The organism is Pseudoalteromonas sp. SR41-8 (assembly GCF_014163915.1).
GTDB classification, from domain to species: domain Bacteria; phylum Pseudomonadota; class Gammaproteobacteria; order Enterobacterales; family Alteromonadaceae; genus Pseudoalteromonas; species Pseudoalteromonas rhizosphaerae.
The window spans coordinates 156167-175486 of sequence record NZ_JACJEE010000001.1 but is presented as its reverse complement, the minus strand read 5'-3'; the positions used below and the strand labels follow the sequence as shown (position 1 = coordinate 175486).

The following is a 19320-nucleotide window of genomic DNA, read 5'->3' as shown; positions in this document are numbered from 1 at the left end:
ATAAGCGCTAAACACACGTTTTATTTTTGCCTTGCTCCTTTGCTTGATAAAGCAATTCATCAGCTTTGTGCATCGCTTTATCAATAGACACATCCGCGGTTAATTTACTGATCCCCATACTCACTGTAACAGCCAGCTGGTTTACACCAATATCTAAACGATTTTGTGATAAAGCATGATGAATATCGTTGGCAAATTGTGTCGCTTGTTGTTTATTTTTATGACGTAGAAAAAATAAAAACTCTTCACCGCCCCAGCGCGCCACCATATCATTTTCACTTAACTGAGCAACAAATAATTCAGCAAGGTGTTTTAGCACTTCATCGCCAACTGAGTGACCATATTGATCATTAATATCCTTAAAATTATCTACATCCGCAATAATGATACTCGCCGTTTGCTGCTGTGCTTCAAATTGCTCGAGCTCTTCCATTGCATAACGTCGATTGGGTAGGTTTGTTAAAGGGTCACGAGTCGCTAAATATTCATTTTTTTGAACAAGTTCAATCAAACGATGGCTGTACATTTGCCGAAAATATTCATAAAAGCCACTCAACAGAGCAACAATAATAAAAGAAGCAATAATGCGAATTGGAAAATAAACCGAGTAGCCGCTGTAAAATTTAAAGTAGCTCGATAAATAAAAGGCGCCAGTTACGCAAATTACAAAAATAATTAAATCAATGATTCCCCGTTTAAAACCACGCACAAAAAAAGTAACCGGAGATACAATAAAAATCCAAATCGGCCCAGTGCCATGGCTCCCACCTGTAAGTACTAAATAAATCATTAAAGCATATAAAGTATACAGAACAATTAAAGAGGAAATCTCAACTCTATCACCAAGGCAAAAAGGGGAAGCAAATAAAATTGATGAGCCTAATAGAGGGTAAACCAAAGTAGATTGATTATTAAACAAAGCGATTATTGCCATACATAGCGTTGTCACCGTACCTATTACGGAAAAGAACCTAATAATAAGTTTTCGTTCGGCCATATCAGAATAGCTAATCATCAATACAGTGCATCACTTCTCAATAATGAAGGCAATCTTTGCATACAAAAGCTGATTGTAAGATTGCACTAAAATTAAAATAATTAATCAGTTACCAGTTCAAATATAGTCTAGACATAAGATCATTGTAAAAGTGAAAGTAGGAAATAATTACTAAAAGTCAACTTATATACGGATAACATCTTCGTATTACTAAGCTGAGCAAATAGGTTTTTGCACCTCATTGCATAAAAAATTCGCCTGCTCATTAACAATAATCTTCAGTCTTATCTAAGTTGCAACAGACTCGGTAAGACTGGAAATATTGCTAAAGCAGAGGATAAAAGCAGCCTCAAAAGTATCATTTAATAATTATATTTTGTTTTTTATAAGTCTAGCGAGAAAACCTTAAAAACATATGGTCAGAGCATTTATTGATTTTTTACCGTAGCGATTGCAGCATGATATTACCGATTAGTTGATAAATTAAAGCTGTAGTATTCCCATACTACCCTTACTTACTGTGAGCATGTTTAACTGAACAAGCAGTAAATACATTAACAAATTGTAAGGAGCAGCAAATGGCTAAAGTACTAATGATCACTGGTGACTTTGTAGAAGACTATGAAAATATGGTGCCGTTTCAGGCATTAATGGCAATGGGCCACGATGTGGATGCAGTCTGCCCAGATAAAAAAGCAGGCGATATGATTGCCACCTCTATTCATGATTTTGAAGGGGATCAAACCTACAGCGAAAAGCGCGGTCATAACTTTGCGCTCAACGCGACATTTGCCAACATTAATGCCGCTGATTACGATGCGCTTTACTTACCAGGAGGACGTGCACCTGAATATCTACGTTTGAATGCTAAAGTAATTGAGATCATTAAGTATTTTGCAAATAACAATAAACCTATCGCTTCGGTGTGTCATGGCGCGCAATTACTCACCGCCGCAGGTGTTATTAAAGGTAAAAAAATCTCTGCTTACCCAGCTTGCCAACCAGAAGTGAAAATGGCCGGTGCCGAGTACGTTGAGTTACCAATGGATGGTGCAATTACCGATGGAAATTTAGTTTCAGCACCAGCTTGGCCTGCGCATCCGGCTATGTTAAAACAGTTTGTCGCTTTGTTTTAACTAAAATTACAGGGAAAGGTCATGTGCCAATTATTTATAAATGCTCACAGTGAATTATGGAGTAATAAAACGAAGTCTTTACGTATTGATGGTGTCGTCACTTCAATTCGGTTAGAGCAGTTTTTTTGGCACACTTTAGAAGAAATTGCCGCACGCGATAACATGAGTATTAATCAGATGATTTGTAAACTGTATCGCGAATCCCTGCAAGCAAAACATGACGTGAGCAATTTCACCTCTTTTTTAAGAGTTTGTTGCTCACGTTATCTCGCGCTGATCGCCAATGGCGAGATCTGTCGTGATCTTAGCCAACCATTGGCGAGTGTTGATGTACAGCAAGTGCTCAACCGTGAGCAAAGCCGGTACTTTTCAAATTAAAAGCTGTAATTAATCCCAGCATAATAACGGCGGCCTGAATAACTAGTATTAAGTAGCCTCGCATCGGTATCTTTACCCAAACGTGTTACCGACTCCGATTGCGTTAAGTTAATTACCGCTGCGGTAAAGCTTAAGTTATCGGTAACGTTATATGCTGCATTTACATCTACTTGCTGGTATGGGTCTTGGTAGACATTTAAACCACTGTTAATACCGAGCACCGTTTCACCTCGTTTATTGTACGAAGCGCGAATGTTAAAACTATCCCCTTCATAATAAACGGAGGTGTTATATTGATAGTCAGCACTGCCTATTAATGGCGACTCTGCTAACTTTTCACCTGCAACTGTTACATCGGCCTGATTGGTGTTGTTATACGTGTAGTTTGCGTAAATACCAAAGCCACTATCAAAGGCGTGTTGAATAAACACTTCCACCCCTTTTGATACCGCATCAGTACCATTACCTACGGTGCTATACGGGGAAATGCTAATAGTACCAGCATCAAAAAGACCTGCTTGCCCTGCAAATTCACGCTGTAAATCAATCACCAGTGGCACGATAAAGTTATCGACCTGTTTATGAAATAACGCTACACCTAATGCAGAGCCTGGCGCGTAGTAATACTCAAGAGATAAATCGGCTTGTACTGACTCAAACGCTTTTAAATTTTTATTGCCACCACTGCCACTAAAACCGGGTTGTTCATTAAAAGCGGCGCGATCATCTGCCCATTCGTCCGACACATAAGTAATACGCTGTTGACTACCCAAATCGCCGTAATCGGGGCGCGACATCACTTTAGCAAGCGCACCACGGATCACCACATCATCGCTGGCATCCCACGCAATATTTAAACTCGGCAATACGTGGGTGTCTGTTGTTTGCTGCGTGATCAACTGGTATTGCTCAACTAAACGATCATCACCGGTGATTTGCTCGCCCGTTTCGTCATCGGTTTCATCCAATAAAAAGGTATAGAGATCGGTTGAAGCACTGCGAGTCTTGGTTTGTACAACGCGCACACCAAAATTACCGCGTATATCACTGTATTCAAAATCACCTTGTAAATAAAACGCACTGATCTGCTCGGCAATATCATAGACAAAGTTATCTTCAATTCGAGTATACGGCACGTAGTTGCTGTAAATATAATCGCGATATTTATCCCAATTAATAGTTGGCATTAAATTGATATTAAAGCCACCAGCAATATTGCTTTCACCTTCCACATTAAACACATCTTGTGCCTGTGGCATACCATTATTCCATTGATAGCTATCAAATTGCGTGATACCCCCTGCGCTTGCCTCGCCTGCGGCAATATCAAAACTCGGATCAAGGAAAAAGTTGTTGCCCGTTTCGCGATGCAGTGATGCATCACGGTATTTTGCACCAGTGCGAATGGTGGTCAATATGCCCCAATCAACATAAAAATCAACGTCGCCTTGGTAGTACTTTTCTTCTAAGGTGCTACGTACAAAACTTGAGTTCGATGATCCTGCATCACGACCTCCGCCAACACCTGCGAGTAAGTTATTGAGTGTATTTGGGTCTATCAGCATCGAAATACGGTCATCACTGATTGACCAAGCGGCACTTTGCGAGGCGTTCTCAATATTACTTTGCCCCTCACCCGCGTTTGAGCTTTTATACGCTGCTTGCCAACTTTCTTTTGGCCCGCCTTTAGCTTTAGTTTTACCGACGACAAAGCGTGCTGTAAAGTTGTCGCCTTCGTAGCTTAAGTTAAAATCAAAAGTATCAGAGGTTGACTCTTCATCCACATAACTGCCGCGCAACCACGGCAATTGCATATCTTTTTCAACGCCACTGGCCATGGCACTATAGTCCATGCCATTGACAATTGTGCCACTTTCATCAAGTGTAATACCTGTTAAAAAGTCAGGATTTAACGCCCATTCCGGCATATCAACAACCGAGTCGCTGCGTTGTTGCTTTAAACTAAAGCCAAAGTAATTAAAACCTAGTTCAATGCGATTAGTTGGTCGCCACTGAGTCGAAAACTGCATGCCTTCACGTTCACGTTTTTCATTCACAACAGAGCTGCGCACCACCTGCGGAAACCATATATTCTCATAACGTTGCCCGTTGGCATCAGTCACTGCGCCCCAGTCATTACTGTTATCAACCTCGTTACCATTTATATCAACGGCTTGCTGACCTGTGTAACGCCAAACATTGGCATCTGTGCCACCAGATAGCGTACGGTTGGTGCGTTCTTGACGGGTATAGCCAAGTAAAAAACCAAAGCTATCGCTATCGTTTTTCCATGAATACAAACCAGTAAACTGAGGTTCATAATCTTCCGTTACATCTGCATAAGTACTTTCAACATTAAAAACGCCCGAATTAGCATCCATATCCAGTGGTTTGCGGCTACGCATTAACACTGTACCACCCACGCCACCTTCATCTAGTCGCGCTTCAGGTGATTTAAATACTTCAACGCTTGCGATCATCGCTGATGGGAGTAAAGCATAATCAAATGAACGAGATGGTTCTCCTGGTGACGAGGCAATAAAATTACCATTTAACTGCGTGTAAGTAAGATCAGACGATAAACCACGAATACTTACCGTTGATCCTTCACCGCCTTCACGTTCAATCACTACACCCGGCACACGGGCTAATGAATCAGCCACGTTTTTATCAGGGAATTTACCAATGTCTTCAGCGGTAATGGCATCAACCACAGAACTCGATAAACGCTTCACCGCTAAGTTTTCAGCCATGCTAGAGCGAATACCTCGCACTTCAATCACTTCCATATCTTTTTCTGTTTGAGTGCCTGTTAATTGCTCGGCAGCCGCCGCATTCATAGCACTAAAAACCGATAAACTAATAACTGAAAAACGCAGCGATGCTGCTAAAGGCGAGTAACACGTTGAGGTTGACATTGAATGTACGAGTCCATTACTGGTTAACAATTGTAAAGGCGGCAATTGTACACAGCCAGACTTAATGGATTGTTAACCACAACTTACAAGTAACTGAATAAGCGAACAAATAACCACCTCATAAGTAGCCTTCCTCGTACCTAAATAACAGAGCTCGATAGGTTAATTACTCAAACCTTGCATCCATAACGTTACTAACTGCTGGGCAGAGATACCTAGCGCTGTTGTCTCATTAGTGTCAGCTGCTGTAGTGAAAATTTTCTGCGCAACTTGCCGACCAACAAGTTGAGAGGCTGAGGTTTTATCTATGCGTTGTTGATAAAAAGCCGTTAAGGCGTGCTCTAAATCATCATACTTTTCTAACACCCGTACAAGATGCCAAGCATCTTCTAGCGCCTGACATGCCCCCTGCCCTGAAGTAGGTAAAGGAGCATGAGCCGCATCTCCCATAATCAGTACATTACCTTGATGCCAATATGGCAAACGGTCAATATCGTGCACAAATATTCGCTTCAGTGAGTTTTTATCATAAGACTTAAGCACCTGCTGTACCGCATCTGGCCAAGTTAAAAAGCGTTGGTGCATTTCTTCATACCAAGCAGATAGCGGCCGCGCTTTATCAATATTTGCACTCCAACCCGCAGCCCAATAAAAAAGGTCTGCTTTAACAGGCACAATACCAAAGCGCTCGCCACGGCCGCGAAAATCATGGATCACATTATCTAAAGTGCCCGGTTTTAACTGGCTAATAGCAATAATATTAATAAACCCCTGATACTGAGGAGTGATTTTTTCAGCATATAAGAATTGCCTTACCACCGAGTTCATCCGCCCATCAGCACCCACAACTAAATCAAAATCTTGTTTTAGTTGAGCAATCTCTGATACGGTTATTGCGCTGTTAAAATGTATGTTTACCCCTAAATCAGCTAATGTGCGGCCCAGCACACTCATAAGATCACGGCGCAATATACTGATACTAGAAAAACCACTGAGTGTATTTACTTTTGCAATATCAAATTCACTTTGCACAGTGCCATGCTGATCACACAGACGCATAAACAAAGGCATACCGCCCAGCGCTTGGATCTGTTTATCCAAGCCCATTTGCTGTAACACAAACATTGCATTCGGCCATAACGTTACCCCAGCACCAATAGAGGAAATCTCACTATCGCGCTCAAATATGTTCACCTGATAACCTTTTCGTGCTGCAAGAATGGCCAGCGCTATTCCCCCGATGCCCGCACCCACAATGGCAATTCGCTTGCTGTTCATATTCTTTACCTCAATAATTAACTGAATAACCATTATCACAAAGTCATTTTTTAAGATAAATTAGTAATAATTGCGTTATTAATCCCATATTTTGAGTTAATTAATGATTGATAAAATCGAACTTCAGTGGTTACTCAGCTTTCAGTGCGTATATGAACAACTGAGCTTTAAACTCGCAGCCGAACAACTGCAATTGCCTACATCTAATGTTAGCCGCCATGTCGCGTTATTAGAGAAGCAACTTAATTTAAGGTTATTACAACGTACCACCCGAAAAATGATTGCAACGGCTGCAGGAAAACAACTTTATCAATCTATCACCCCACTGATACAAGCAATGAATGACTCGCTAGAAGAGGTGTCTGTGTATGGTGATTCTCTTGCCGGGCATCTTAAAATCATCATGCCTGATCTGCCTTTTTTAGCCGAAATAAGCGCAGAGTTTTGCTCTGTGCATCCACAAATACAACTAAGTTGCGATACGCAATTAAATCCAACCAAAGGCTTGTTAGAGGGATTTGATCTGGTGCTACGCTTTGGCCGTGGGCCATTGGACGATTCAGGTTGGATTGCTAAAGAACTGCTGCGCTGGCCCAGTTGCATTGTTGGCGCGCCACAACTGATAAACAATGCGCCACCGCCTCGCTCGCTAGATGAGTTAAGTAAAGTTCCTTGTATTACTAGCTTATCAGTACTGCAAGGTATGCCTTGGCGTTTTAAACAACAACAAGCAGTGCAAGTAAAATCTAATTTTAAAGTAAACAGTGGCAACATGGCCAAAGCCGCTGCACTAAAAGGACTCGGCTATGCCATTTTACCCACTCATGCATGCCAAGAAGATATAGGCAACGGCTCATTGATCAATATTAAACTCGACCATGAACCAGAAGATCTGGTGTTATACGCATTTTATGCAGGCAGGAAATACCCGCTAGAAAAGGTAAAAGTATTTTTAGAATTCTTAAAGTCTAAATGCATTGAGCTTACCTAAGATATCAATGCAGTTAGAATTAGATGTACAAGTAAGCTAGAAGAAGGAAAGTATTAGCCCTCATACTCTGGTTTGCTAAAGATAACTTTTAAAACTCAAATCATCGAGGCGTTTAACCTCTGTCCAAAAAGTACTAAATGGTTTGATTATCCTCACCGCAGGGCAATTAATCATTTACTAATTAATTGCCCTGTGCGACGAACAGAAATCATCCCATTTTTTGTATATAGTCGATTGCCGCCATTTTTTATATGTGATGTTTCCAATTGAGAGCGCCACAGGATCAGGATCTACAATTTCAACTAGCTTGTTATACTCTGCTGCTATCTGAAGCGCCATATTGGTAATGCCAACATTAAAAGAGGTACCAATAAACACCATTTTATCTGCATTAAGCATGCGTTGTTTAGCTTCACGAAAACGGTAAAGCTCAGTGTAGTATTCATCAAATAACAACACATACGGTTTAAACGAACGGTTCACCTTCGGATTTTTGTTTTCAATGTTAAACAGCTCCAATAACGAATCGTTTAAGCGGCTTTCATCAACTTTATGCCACGGTGCGGCTATTGGTTCTGGCAAACCATTTTTTTGATAGAGAGTCATTTGATCAAGGCGACCATGAATAGCGATGTAGTTTTTGTTACCCGCTTTACCATCAAGCCCATCAATATTTTGGGTGTTCACATTTTTATCACTAAGCCATTTATGTACTTCATTTGGCCCATAATCTCTATAAGTCGTAAATCGATGGTAATACCACGCTAAAAATTCGTGAGGATTAAATTTATACATCGCGCGAGTGGCCATTTTCATCGGTGTATAATTTTACTGCCAATGGTCCAATAACCGTCTTGCCCCCGGAAAGTTGGGATGCCACTGGCTGCACTTACACCTGCGCCAGTAATATATAATATCGTCATAAATAATCCTGTTTAATTGTAAGATTTACGACTCGTTATTGCAGCATTTAGAGCCCTGTTAATTTCTAGCCAGTAAGTTAATTTGTGTAATTGCGCGCTCCATTTTTATGCGTGCTGAGCTATTAGCTGAATGAACGGTTATTGCTGGTGGTACAAAGCCATCAATAAACACTGACCGCTCAATCCAAAGTAAAACATCATAGCCAGTGCCTTTAGTATCATTTCCTAAATCATGATCAAGGCTGAGCTGCTTTACTTTACCGGTCTTCAAAAGTTTAATCACTTCATCGGGCCAATAGGCTCGTAACCAACCGGCTGGAGCTTCCCTCTCATCATCTAAATATACGTTCATAGATTTATACCACTTAAAAAAGTATTCAGACTCTGAAAACAACAGCTAACAACCCTTTAAGTACAAATAGTGAATAACCGTTATTTCCCGGAGGGCGGCGGGGCTTGATTACGAATAAATGCGGGTATATCAAAAATATCTGAAGTTTGAGGTTTAGAGATTACAGCTTCTGGCTTTTTTAGTTCACTATTAGGCGCTTTATCATTAGGTTCAACAAGCATCTTCGCGCTAGCACCCGTTGCTATGATCAGCAGTTCGTAATTAGTTGCTAAGCTCTCAATTTTAGACACACCACAGATCACTAACGCATTAGGGCTAACTTGCTGGCGAACCGTGTCGGTGATGAGATTATAACTACCCAGTGAAATCTCATCTTTACAGTTTACTTGCACAATAACGCCGGTACTTGATGACATATCAACTTGGTTAACCAGCGGATTATTAAGCGCCCCATCAAGCGCGTTTGCAAGTTCATCTTCAAGATCGCACTTGCCTACACCTAATACGGCATCGCCTTGGCAATCCATAATTTTAGCAAAGTCGTTTAAATCAACGTTAATCAAACCTTGATAACACAGCATATCGATTAACGATTTTATTAATGAATGCAATATTTGGTTGCTGTGTTTAAAGGCATCAAACAAGCCAACATCATTACCTAACACTTCAATAAGTTGATCATTAGGTAACGTGATCACCGCATTAGCATACTCCTTTAAGGTATTCAGCCCTGCTTGCGCTATGTTGCTTCTAAACTGCCCCTCACTGCTAAAAGGCAATGTCGCTACAAATATCACTGGTTTATTTTGCTCACGCGCAAGCTGCGCTATAAATGGGCTTGCGCCAGTGCCGGTGCCACCACCAAGCCCTGTTGCACACAATAAAATATCGCAGCTATTTATTAATACTAACAGTTGCTCTTTACTCTCTTGAGCAGCCTGCAGGCCAACCTCAGGATCGGCCCCAGCGCCATAACCATGAGTTAACTCAGCACCGATAAGCACGGCATCATCACTTTGTGTATGTTCGAGCACCACTTTGTCGGTATTAACACTAAATAACTTAGCCTGCTTACTCTCTCGCTGCTCATAAATACTATTTAACGTATTACAGCCGCAGCCACCAATACCAAATACACCAATAGATAAACCATCTTGCTGCTCAATTAATTGAAACATAACCACTCCTTTCATCTTTAAAAGAAGCATAGCAAACAGGTGCGTCAATTCTTGACGCACCCAGACTAGCTAAGGTCATTAGAGGTAGTTTGTAGTAGCAGCTTTAAGCTTTGTAATGATTCTTTTTCGGATACGCTCAGGTTTTATAACCTCGAGCCAATGAGCACATTTAAATAGCTCATCGTTTAGTTGCTCGGTATCAATAGTTTGGTAGGTGAGTAATACGCTTTTATCATTAATATGTTGTTTGTCAGTCAGCTCGCCAAGTTCAATAAAACCTTGATTAACCGCCGAGTGGCTGGGCACTTTAACAATTAACTCAATAGCTGATTGCGTCATGCCTTTGTTAATCGCACTGCGTAACGATTTTAATTGTTCAGCAGTTGGCTCACGTCGTGTTTTTTGCAGTACCTGCACATTACGAATACGGTAAACCGGCATTTGGTAGCATTTATCGTGAAGTTGCCCCACCATAAACTGCACCATTAAAACACCGCCTTGCTCAACTAAGTTATAAAAACTCAATTCAGTAAATTTTAACCAGTGCGCCTCATCATAAAGCACCCTATATAGCTCAGCACTCACAGCACGTTTGTGTTTAATCGCATGCTCAATTTGCGCAACCAATTGACTATCAATATTTACTTTTAAAGAAGGTTTTGGCAGGGTTGAAAGCCAATCAGGCACATAGCCATTAAAACGTTTAAGCGCCTGCTCTGCTTTTAGTTGGACTGATTGCTTAATCTCATTAGGTATCGATTGTGGTAGTAACTGTTCCAACAATAAATAATGCTCAGCCACTTCACTGCTCATTACTTTTGAGTGATTACCCCGCCACTGCGCGTTAATAGACCAACCATAAGGCTTACTACGCGTGTCTTTTTCAAGACCAAAGCAGCCTTGCTCGTGGAGTGATTGTAGATCGCGTTGGAGCATTCTAGATGAAAGTTTAAAGCCACGTTCAATCAGTGTTTGCTGCAGCTGTTGGGTCGAGATAGAGCTTGGCCCCATTGGCACAAGCTCGAGAATAAATAAATGACGATTTGAATTCATTAATGACTTAATCAAGTTTAAGGTTAAAATCTTCCTACTTTAATAAAGCAAAACTAAACATGAAATTTTGCCAATAAATTGAGTTATGATGGCGAGAAATTTAAATTTATCACCATCATAAGCGCTATGCGCTAAAAGAAGTATAACTTAAAGGGATTGAAATATTTTCTACTACAAATTTATAATATGATTCTGCAGAATCATCGATTGTATTAGGTCCAACTACAACATATTCAATAGTCTTATTTGTAGTCTTTGAAAGCTCACTACCATATTGCAAAATTTGGCCTAGAGCTTCTCTTATACATCGTTCCGCTGAAAGTGAAGATTTAACTTCAAAAATAATATATTTATCTTCAAGCTCTACAAGAATATCTATGTAATTAACCTCGGGCTTAACCGCACTAATACCATATTTATTTCTTAATTCATGAAGTAATTTTTTTTGTATTCTATTGTGTACCCTACGAGATATATATCTTGCTGATCTAGAAATTAAAACATCATCAATATCTGTAACATCAGATACTTCTACTTCCTCTGATGTCGCTGCTTCTGCAGAATAATGTGAAAAGATAGCATTTATTCGGTCGACGCTCTCTATTTTATGAATTGTTCCACCATATCCAAACGGAACTTCATAATTAATTTCAGTATCTATAAAGTCAACTTCTATTGTATGACCCAATTCAGCTGAATGACGGTAAAGAGGCTTTTCAATGCCTTTTACAACAGCATAAGCACCAATAACTAATCTAGGTCTATTTCCTTGAGGGGCACTATGTAGTTTTACTGCAATAAGATCTCCAGGCTTTAAACTCAAGAAGTGCTTTAATGTAGAGTACGACTCTTTAGGCTCATTTTTATTTTTCAAATACTCAACGATTTCATTCTGTGATTTCCCCAAAAACTCACTCATGTCTTCAGAGAAATTAAAACCAACAGCAATAACATTACTCTTTATCATTAAAGGTAAAACATCCTTAAATGAGTTCGAATTTCCGCCATATTTGCTACCAATCACATAATAATTAGGCACTTCACTCCATATAAACTTTTTTTCACCTGCAGGCCAATTGACCTCTGTCACATTCTCACAACCTTCCTCGGCAACGAAGACAAATTTAAATCTTGTATCACTTACTTTTTCATAGGATTGGACTGTTCCACCTTTATGTGATGGTAACCTTTGCGCCTTATGAATGTATATTTTCCCGCCAACAAGTTCTTGGGCTCTAGCTTCTGAAACACTCCAATCGCCGCTTTCCCATAAGTTGCTTTTTGCGTTAATTTCTTTAAGCTTCTTATCTTCATCTTTCTTTTCAATAAAATGTACAGCTGTTAATTTTTTTAACATATATTTCCCTATTATTTTAAAACTCACCTAATAATTAGTATTTACGAAAAAACTTATACTTATATCAGCAGGCTGATACCTCCTGCTTATTTTGCTGAAACTGTTTATAGACGCGTGAATCTAGAAAAGCGATTTGAATATTAATTTCTTTGGTTAAATCGCCTGAATAAATCATCGATGTTTCCATATTTAGATATACCCCAGTGCGAGCGGCACTGAACCAATTAAATGATCCAACACTTAAATGACTATTATCTGCCATCACTAGTTTGCTATGAACACCTCGGATCACCGCAACATCAACGCCTTTACTAGCTAAACTTTCACAACACTGGGTAAAAACTTTCTCTTTCTGTGGATCAAATGCATTATTTGTTGTCGTATTAAAATGTCTATCTGTAAAAAGCTTTACCTTGATCCCTCTTGATATTGCTGCACTAAGTGAATCGAGAATACCTGTATCAATCAATTTTTGATAGCTCAGCCATGGAGACACTATAATGATCCTTTCTTTCACGTGCTCAATAAGCTCAATTAAATATTGATCATGTTCAATTGCATCATTAATTAATCGCGGCTCAGCGCAAAAAGCGAGTAGATCACGACGTTGACTAACTTTAAATATGAGTTCATTTTCAGGCTTCAAAAATAAATATTTAGCAAGTACGCCTCGCGGAGAGTTCGATGCCGCCGCTGATATAACATCTAAGTCGCCAAACACTAAAAAACTATCCTTTGCACGAGATACAGCCACATTTAGCATACTTGCTGAACTATCAATAAACTCGCCATTACTATGTCTTGTATAAACGGGAGAAAAAATAACGATGATTCGTTCAGCACCTTGCAGCGCATGCACAGTACCAATAGTGAGTTGCCCTTTTTGTTTTCCAGCCTCAATACCTAAACTACTACACGCTTGTTGCAACACATCCATTTGAGCGGAAAACGGGGTTACAACACCCACAATCTCATTAAGTGGTTTGTTATAGTGGGACTCCAACTTAGTTTTATTTTCTGCCAACCACTGGGCAATTGTATCCGCTTCTAGGCGATTATAACGACTGCCATTAGCTTGCTTTTGCGCGATGCCATCAATATGAAGGTGGCCAAAAGCAGGTAATAATGTATCCGAGTCATTACCTCTTTTTGGCATTAAAATACCTTTATAGCAAAGCTCATTACAAAACGAAATTATGTCATCTAGGCAACGCCTGTGCTCTTGTAAATACATACCAGGCTCCATCTCCGGCTGATAATGATACTGACTTGCAGACTGAGCAATGTTCATAACACTACCATTGACTACACTGCGACCATGCGCTTGAACTGTTTCGTAATCATCACGTTGATTCAGCAAATCAACACCGAACAAATTCCCAATATCAATACTTCCAGCTATCGAACGTACAGGTTCGATTTGATGAATATCGCCTATTATTAACGCCTTTTTAGCTAACGAAAACGCAGCGCCTGCCACATCAGGTGACACTTGCCCACCTTCGTCAACTACCAGTAAATCTATAAAATCAAAAAGATACTCAGAGTCAAAGTTTCCGTCATTAAATGCACTGCAGGTCATATGAGTAGGTAAGGCATGAAAAGTAGACACAATACAAGGCGTAAGCATCATGCGCCTGTGCCACCTTGGTATCACCGCTTTTTTACCCGTTTTACCTTTTAAACTATCAAAGTCATTTCCAAATTTACCGCTTTCTATAAGCCAACAAGCTTCCCAATAATGTACAGCTAACCTAAACATTAAAAAGCGAATTGCTGTATCGGCCTTTTTATCAACCGCGTTAAGATCGCATTCGCTATATTCATCTACACCAATCGAGCGTGCTAAATTTTGCCACTTATTTTTAATAGTGCTGTGTTTTTCAAGTATGTTATTTTTAGTTTGAAATTCTTCATGCACCTGTTGATAAGCTTGCTCTTGCTCATTAATAGCAAGTTTAAGTGCACTTTCAGCCTGTTCAAACGTTGGCCCCTGTGATGCTAATAATGCGTCAATACCGTCCTCAAAAGAGGAAATGTATAGCTCACGTTGTCGTTGCTTTTTATTTTTAACGGGTTTAAGCCAGCTAAAAAGAGATAACCAAATTGACTCATTGGCTAAAAAGTGTTGCCACTGTTTTAGAGCGCTCTTGATTCCGGCAGATTTTTGGTAATGATTTTGAGCAAGCGCTTTGAGTTCAGCCAATTTACTGTTTGGCTCATCACCTATCACCGCTTTAACAATCGCCTTGGTCTCACACAATTCAGTCCAAAGCGGTTCAATACGTTGCAAGATAGATTGGTAGTGCACTAGTTCCTTGTGTAGACGCGCTTTAATATCGATTAAATCGAATGCGTCATCATTAAAATAACACCTCGCCTTTTTTAAAAAAGCGTGTTTTGCTCGCTCAAGGTAATCTGAGTTTTCAATACCATCAAAAAAGTTTTGTGTTTGGTAACTTTTTTGTGCTTCGTTTAAACGGCTCTTTGAGGGGAAATAAGCACCATAGCTGTCTATATCAGGTAGCCAGCGACCACTTAGAGCCCCTTCACCTTCAGAAAAATCTTTACCGAAAGCATCAATAACATTAGTAACTGCTTGATTATTAGTCGACGCAGCAACAATAACAGGCGGCTTACTTCCATCTAATGCCGCTTTTACCCATAAAGATGCAACCACAGAGAGTAAATAACTGGTTTTACCTGTTCCAGGAGGACCATTAACCGCGAGTATTTCACCATCATTAATAGCTAAAGAATGTGTTAAAGCATCTCGCTGGGCATCTGCTAACGCGTATTCATCACTTGAATGCCCTAACCGAATACTCACAGAGTCAGCGTAATCAATACACGGTTTGTAGTTACTATTAATTGTTGTCGCGTAACTATTAAAAAGCGGAATATCTGGTTTAATACTAATAATTGAATCGTAAAGTTCGAGTATCTTGTCTGATGCGCCTGCCACCGACTTTACAGCCGCTATCCATGAGTAATCAGCAAGCTCATAGAAGTCTTGCGTTTCTTTATTATCTACTTCTGCACATACATTACGATAAAGTAAACTGCAATGACTTATGAAATCTTGCCAATCGCTTTTTACTGAAGCCGCCTGATCATCAACAAGCTCACGAGGGACTTGCTCGTAGGTAAACGTTTTTAGCTTGTGAGTTGTTAGATGCTTGTCTAAATCGGCGACACTGCCTACTACAAACTTTATATCATCTTGCGGGTGTAAAATATCTCTAGGCACTACAGCTGGGCCAGAAGGGAAAAGATATCCTTGTCTATTAATCCACATTGGGCAAGTTAAAACTGTGAGTATCTCTGGCAAACTCCCTTTATGGGATTTTCCGTGTTGTAATATCAACCTCAATATATTTGGGCGGTATATCACATTAATAGCATTAATGTCTTTTGCTTCACCTTTAAATAAAGTTTGAACAAGATTTTCAGGCAATTTACCCGTTTCTCTCACATCTCTGCTAACGTCTAAAAAAGACTTGCAATCGCTCGCCTTTAAGGCACCTTTACCCGACTCAGCATCGGCAAGCGAATTACGCCAATAACTCGCCCATTTTAAATAATTCACTCTTGTGTCCAGCTATTACTTAGTGCTTCGGCTTGCTTTAAACACAGCTCAATTGCCTCATCTGCCTTATCTGGCGGGTACTTAAACTTACGTAATGCTCTGCGTACTAAGTTACGCAGCTTGGCTCGCACGCTATCGCGCACCTGCCAATCAACAGTGGTCGACTTACGCAGCTTTTCGGTCACTTCTTTCGCTAAACTGCGCAGCGAGTCATCACCAAGTTCGCGTGCTGCGGATTCGTTTTGAATAAGCGCACGGTAAAATGCAATTTCGTCGGTATTTAACCCTGAATTTTCAGCCATGTTAGCATCGGCGGCCATGTCTTTGGCCATTTTAATCAGCTCTTCAATCACTTGAGCTGTTTCAATAGCGCGGTTATGGTATTTACGCAGCGTTTCGAGAATGCGGTCTGAGTATTTTTTCTCTGATACTACATCGGTTTTCATTCGCGCTTTTATTTCGTCACGTAATAGTCTCTCGAGTAAATCAACGGCGAGGTTTTTTTCTTTCATGTTCGCCACGTCTTCCATAAACTCAGGCGATAACAAACCAATATTAGGTTTATCTAAGCCCACCAGCTTAAAAATATCGTCAACACCTTCAGCAATAATCGCATTGTCGATGATATGTTTAAGGGCGGTGTTTTTATCCTCATCGGTGCGACGTTTATCTACGGTAGTAAATTTACCCAGTGCGCTTTTTACTGCGGCAAAAAAGGCAATTTCAGTTTTAAGGGGAGCCACTTCATCTAGCGTACCGCATAGAGTGTACGCTTTACTAAGCGCTGCCATCACATCTAAAAAGCGTTTTTTACCGTCAAGCTTACCATCGCCCGAGTTAGGTAAGCTTAAAATATGATTCATCACTTTAGGCAATAATTGCAGTCCGTGGGTTTCATAGTCACTGTAATCACAGCCATGTAGCATGCCGCGCACAATATCCATTTTTTCAAGTAATACCGCAAACGCTTCGTGGGCATCATGGGTAGGCTGACCGCGACCGTTTGAATTCGTGTAAGTGTGCAGCGCGGCTTTTAGTTCATTGGCAATACCAATGTAATCAACCACTAAACCACCGGGCTTGTCTTTAAATACCCGATTAACGCGGGCAATGGCCTGCATTAAATTATGGCCTTTCATGGGTTTGTCGATGTACATAGTGTGGCAATTCGGCGCATCAAAGCCCGTTAGCCACATATCGCGCACTATTACCAATTGCAGCGGGTCGTTTACATCTTTAAAGCGTTTTTCAAACAGCTTTTTAGTTTCTTTATTGTAAATGTGCGGTTGTAGCTTCGCTTTATCTGACGCTGAGCCCGTCATAACAATTTTAATTGCGCCTTTGGCTGGGTCATCATCATGCCAGTCGGGTTTAATGGCGATTATGGCATTGTATAAATCAGCACAAATTTCGCGGCTCATTGCCACTATCATGCCTTTGCCCTGCATAGTATTAGTGCGCTCACTAAAGTGAGTCACTAAATCTTGCGCAACTAAATTGACTCTAGGTTCACTGCCTACTAGTTTTTCAAGCGCTGCCCATTTTGACTTAGTGTTTTCTCGGCTCGAAATATCCTCTTCGTCCTCAATCACTTCATCTACGTCATCATTTAAACTCTCTATATCTGCTTGGTTAATATCCAGCTTGGCAAGGCGTGACTCATAATAAATAGGCACAGTGGCACCATCGTCTACCGCATCTTGAATATCATAAACCGACACATAATCACCAAATACGGCGCGTGTATCTTTATCGGCAGCGTCAATAGGTGTGCCAGTAAAGCCAATAAACGTTGCTTGTGGCAGCGCATCGCGTAAGTGCTTAGAATAACCAAAGGTATATTCGCCTGTTTTACTGTTTAACTTGGCTTTATCGCCATATTGGCTACGATGAGCTTCATCTGAAATCACCACAATATTGTGGCGCTCACTCAACTTAGGATGGCTTTTCTCATCGGCTAACAGGGCAAACTTTTGAATAGTGGTAAATATAATGCCACCCGCTTGGCGAGCAGTTAAAATATCACGCAGCTCGTCACGATCCCCTGCTTGCACTGGCGTTTGTTTTAAAGTGTCGGCTGCCATGCAAAACGTATTATAAAGCTGGCCGTCTAAATCATTGCGATCCGTTACCACCACTATGGTTGGGTTATTCATTTGCGGTTGCGCCATCAGCTTACCCGCATAGCACAACATCGAAATCGATTTACCCGAACCTTGGGTGTGCCACACAACCCCTGCTTTGCCGGAGCCTGCCTGCACTTTATCAACATAATTAGCGCGAGGCTCTGCAAGCTGCGCTTTCGCTGCGGCAATTAATGTTGCCTTTACTGCAGCGCGCACTGCGTGAAATTGATGATAGCCCGCGATTTTTTTAATGGTTTTACCATCATCTTCTTCAAACAAAATAAAGTGGCGTAAATAATCTAAAAACAGCGCAGGCTGAAAAAAACCTTTTACTAAGGTTTCTAACTGATACTCAAATAGCGGCTTGTCGTCTTCACTATTTAAGGTGCGCCACGGTACAAAGCGCTCTTTATTGGCCGTCAGCGAGCCCACTCTGGCAGTTAAACCATCACTAACAACAAGCGCCTCGTTAAAAATAAATAAATCGGGTAGCTCATCTTTATAGGTTTGAATTTGTTGAAACGCTTGCCAAATGTCGGCGTTATTATCAATCGGGTTTTTTAGCTCCAATAGCGCCAACGGTAAGCCGTTAATAAACACCATCACATCTGGGCGGCGATTGCCTTTGGTACCAGTAATAGTGAACTGATTCACCACCAAAAACTGGTTTTTATTCACATCGTTAAAGTCTATCAGCTGGACATAATCTGTTCTGGTATTGTCAACTTTGCTGTCGTCATTAACTTTGCATTCTACTTTTACGCCTTGCAACAACGCTTGATGAAAGCCTTTATTATTTTTAATCAGTATCGGGGTTTCGGCTTTACCCAAGCTCAACGCTACTTCTTCAAGGGTTGCAATGGGAATATGCGGGTTAATCACTTTAAGTTGCGCCAGTAACCGCCCATGCAATATCACTTGGCGATAATCACTGCGCTCAGCTGCAGGTTCATTAGGGGCAATATCGTAGCCACAAATATATTGATAGCCGATGCCTTGAAACCAGTTAAGGCAAAGTTGTTCTAGTTGGTCTTCCGTGATCAT

The 19320-nt window shown here is 40.6% G+C and carries 12 protein-coding genes and 1 pseudogene; 3 read left to right on the top strand and 10 right to left on the bottom strand.

Going from position 1 to position 19320, the window contains the following annotated elements; translation table 11 throughout:
• Positions 1-7 precede the first annotated feature (7 nt).
• Positions 8-934, bottom strand: coding sequence for a GGDEF domain-containing protein (locus H5162_RS00725; protein WP_182777363.1), 927 nt, complete (start codon positions 932-934; stop codon positions 8-10).
• A gap of 641 nt (positions 935-1575) precedes the next feature.
• Here H5162_RS00725 and H5162_RS00720 point away from each other — a divergent pair.
• A complete protein-coding gene (locus H5162_RS00720) occupies positions 1576-2133 on the top strand; it encodes a DJ-1/PfpI family protein (RefSeq protein ID WP_182732110.1) in 558 nt (185 codons plus the stop codon).
• Positions 2134-2154: 21 nt separating this feature from the next.
• Positions 2155-2511 carry a ribbon-helix-helix domain-containing protein gene (locus H5162_RS00715; RefSeq protein ID WP_145242060.1) on the top strand — a complete coding sequence of 119 codons (357 nt, stop codon included), beginning with the start codon at positions 2155-2157 and terminating at the stop codon, positions 2509-2511.
• Here the strand turns inward: H5162_RS00715 and H5162_RS00710 are convergent.
• Both H5162_RS00710 and H5162_RS00705 read right to left on the bottom strand, forming a co-directional pair.
• Complete coding sequence (locus H5162_RS00710) at positions 2508-5429, bottom strand: TonB-dependent receptor (RefSeq protein WP_182777361.1); 2922 nt, start codon at positions 5427-5429, stop codon at positions 2508-2510. The two genes, H5162_RS00715 and H5162_RS00710, sit on opposite strands and share 4 nt — an antisense overlap.
• Positions 5430-5591: 162 nt before the next feature.
• Entirely contained in the window at positions 5592-6707 is a 1116-nt protein-coding gene (locus tag H5162_RS00705; RefSeq protein WP_182777359.1) for an FAD-dependent monooxygenase, read from the bottom strand.
• A 103-nt stretch (positions 6708-6810) separates the two neighbouring features.
• Here H5162_RS00705 and H5162_RS00700 point away from each other — a divergent pair, with 103 nt between their 5' ends.
• On the top strand, positions 6811-7698 hold the full coding sequence (locus tag H5162_RS00700) for a LysR family transcriptional regulator (RefSeq protein ID WP_182777357.1): 888 nt from the start codon (positions 6811-6813) through the stop codon (positions 7696-7698).
• Positions 7699-7906: 208 nt separating this feature from the next.
• Here the strand turns inward: H5162_RS00700 and H5162_RS00695 are convergent.
• From H5162_RS00695 to H5162_RS00665, 7 genes and pseudogenes are all read right to left on the bottom strand, one after another.
• Positions 7907-8621 (bottom strand): annotated as a pseudogene (locus H5162_RS00695) (SIR2 family NAD-dependent protein deacylase).
• Positions 8622-8679: 58 nt separating this feature from the next.
• Positions 8680-8973 (bottom strand): cyclic-phosphate processing receiver domain-containing protein, encoded by a 294-nt coding sequence (locus H5162_RS00690; RefSeq protein WP_182777355.1) that lies wholly within the window; start codon positions 8971-8973, stop codon positions 8680-8682.
• Between the two features lie 80 nt (positions 8974-9053).
• On the bottom strand, positions 9054-10151 hold the full coding sequence (locus H5162_RS00685) for a cell division protein FtsZ (protein WP_182777353.1): 1098 nt from the start codon (positions 10149-10151) through the stop codon (positions 9054-9056).
• Positions 10152-10229: 78 nt separating this feature from the next.
• Positions 10230-11204 carry a YafY family protein gene (locus H5162_RS00680; protein ID WP_182777351.1) on the bottom strand — a complete coding sequence of 325 codons (975 nt, stop codon included), beginning with the start codon at positions 11202-11204 and terminating at the stop codon, positions 10230-10232.
• Positions 11205-11328: 124 nt separating this feature from the next.
• The gene (locus H5162_RS00675; RefSeq protein WP_182777349.1) at positions 11329-12561 is read right to left on the bottom strand and encodes a hypothetical protein; all 1233 of its coding nucleotides are present in this window, start codon (positions 12559-12561) and stop codon (positions 11329-11331) included.
• 64 nt (positions 12562-12625) lie between these two features.
• Positions 12626-16150, bottom strand: coding sequence for an AAA domain-containing protein (locus tag H5162_RS00670; RefSeq protein ID WP_182777347.1), 3525 nt, complete (start codon positions 16148-16150; stop codon positions 12626-12628).
• Positions 16147-19320, bottom strand: a complete 3174-nt coding sequence (locus H5162_RS00665; protein WP_182777345.1) for a type I restriction endonuclease subunit R — start codon at positions 19318-19320, stop codon at positions 16147-16149. The genes H5162_RS00670 and H5162_RS00665 overlap by 4 nt, the downstream gene beginning before the upstream one ends.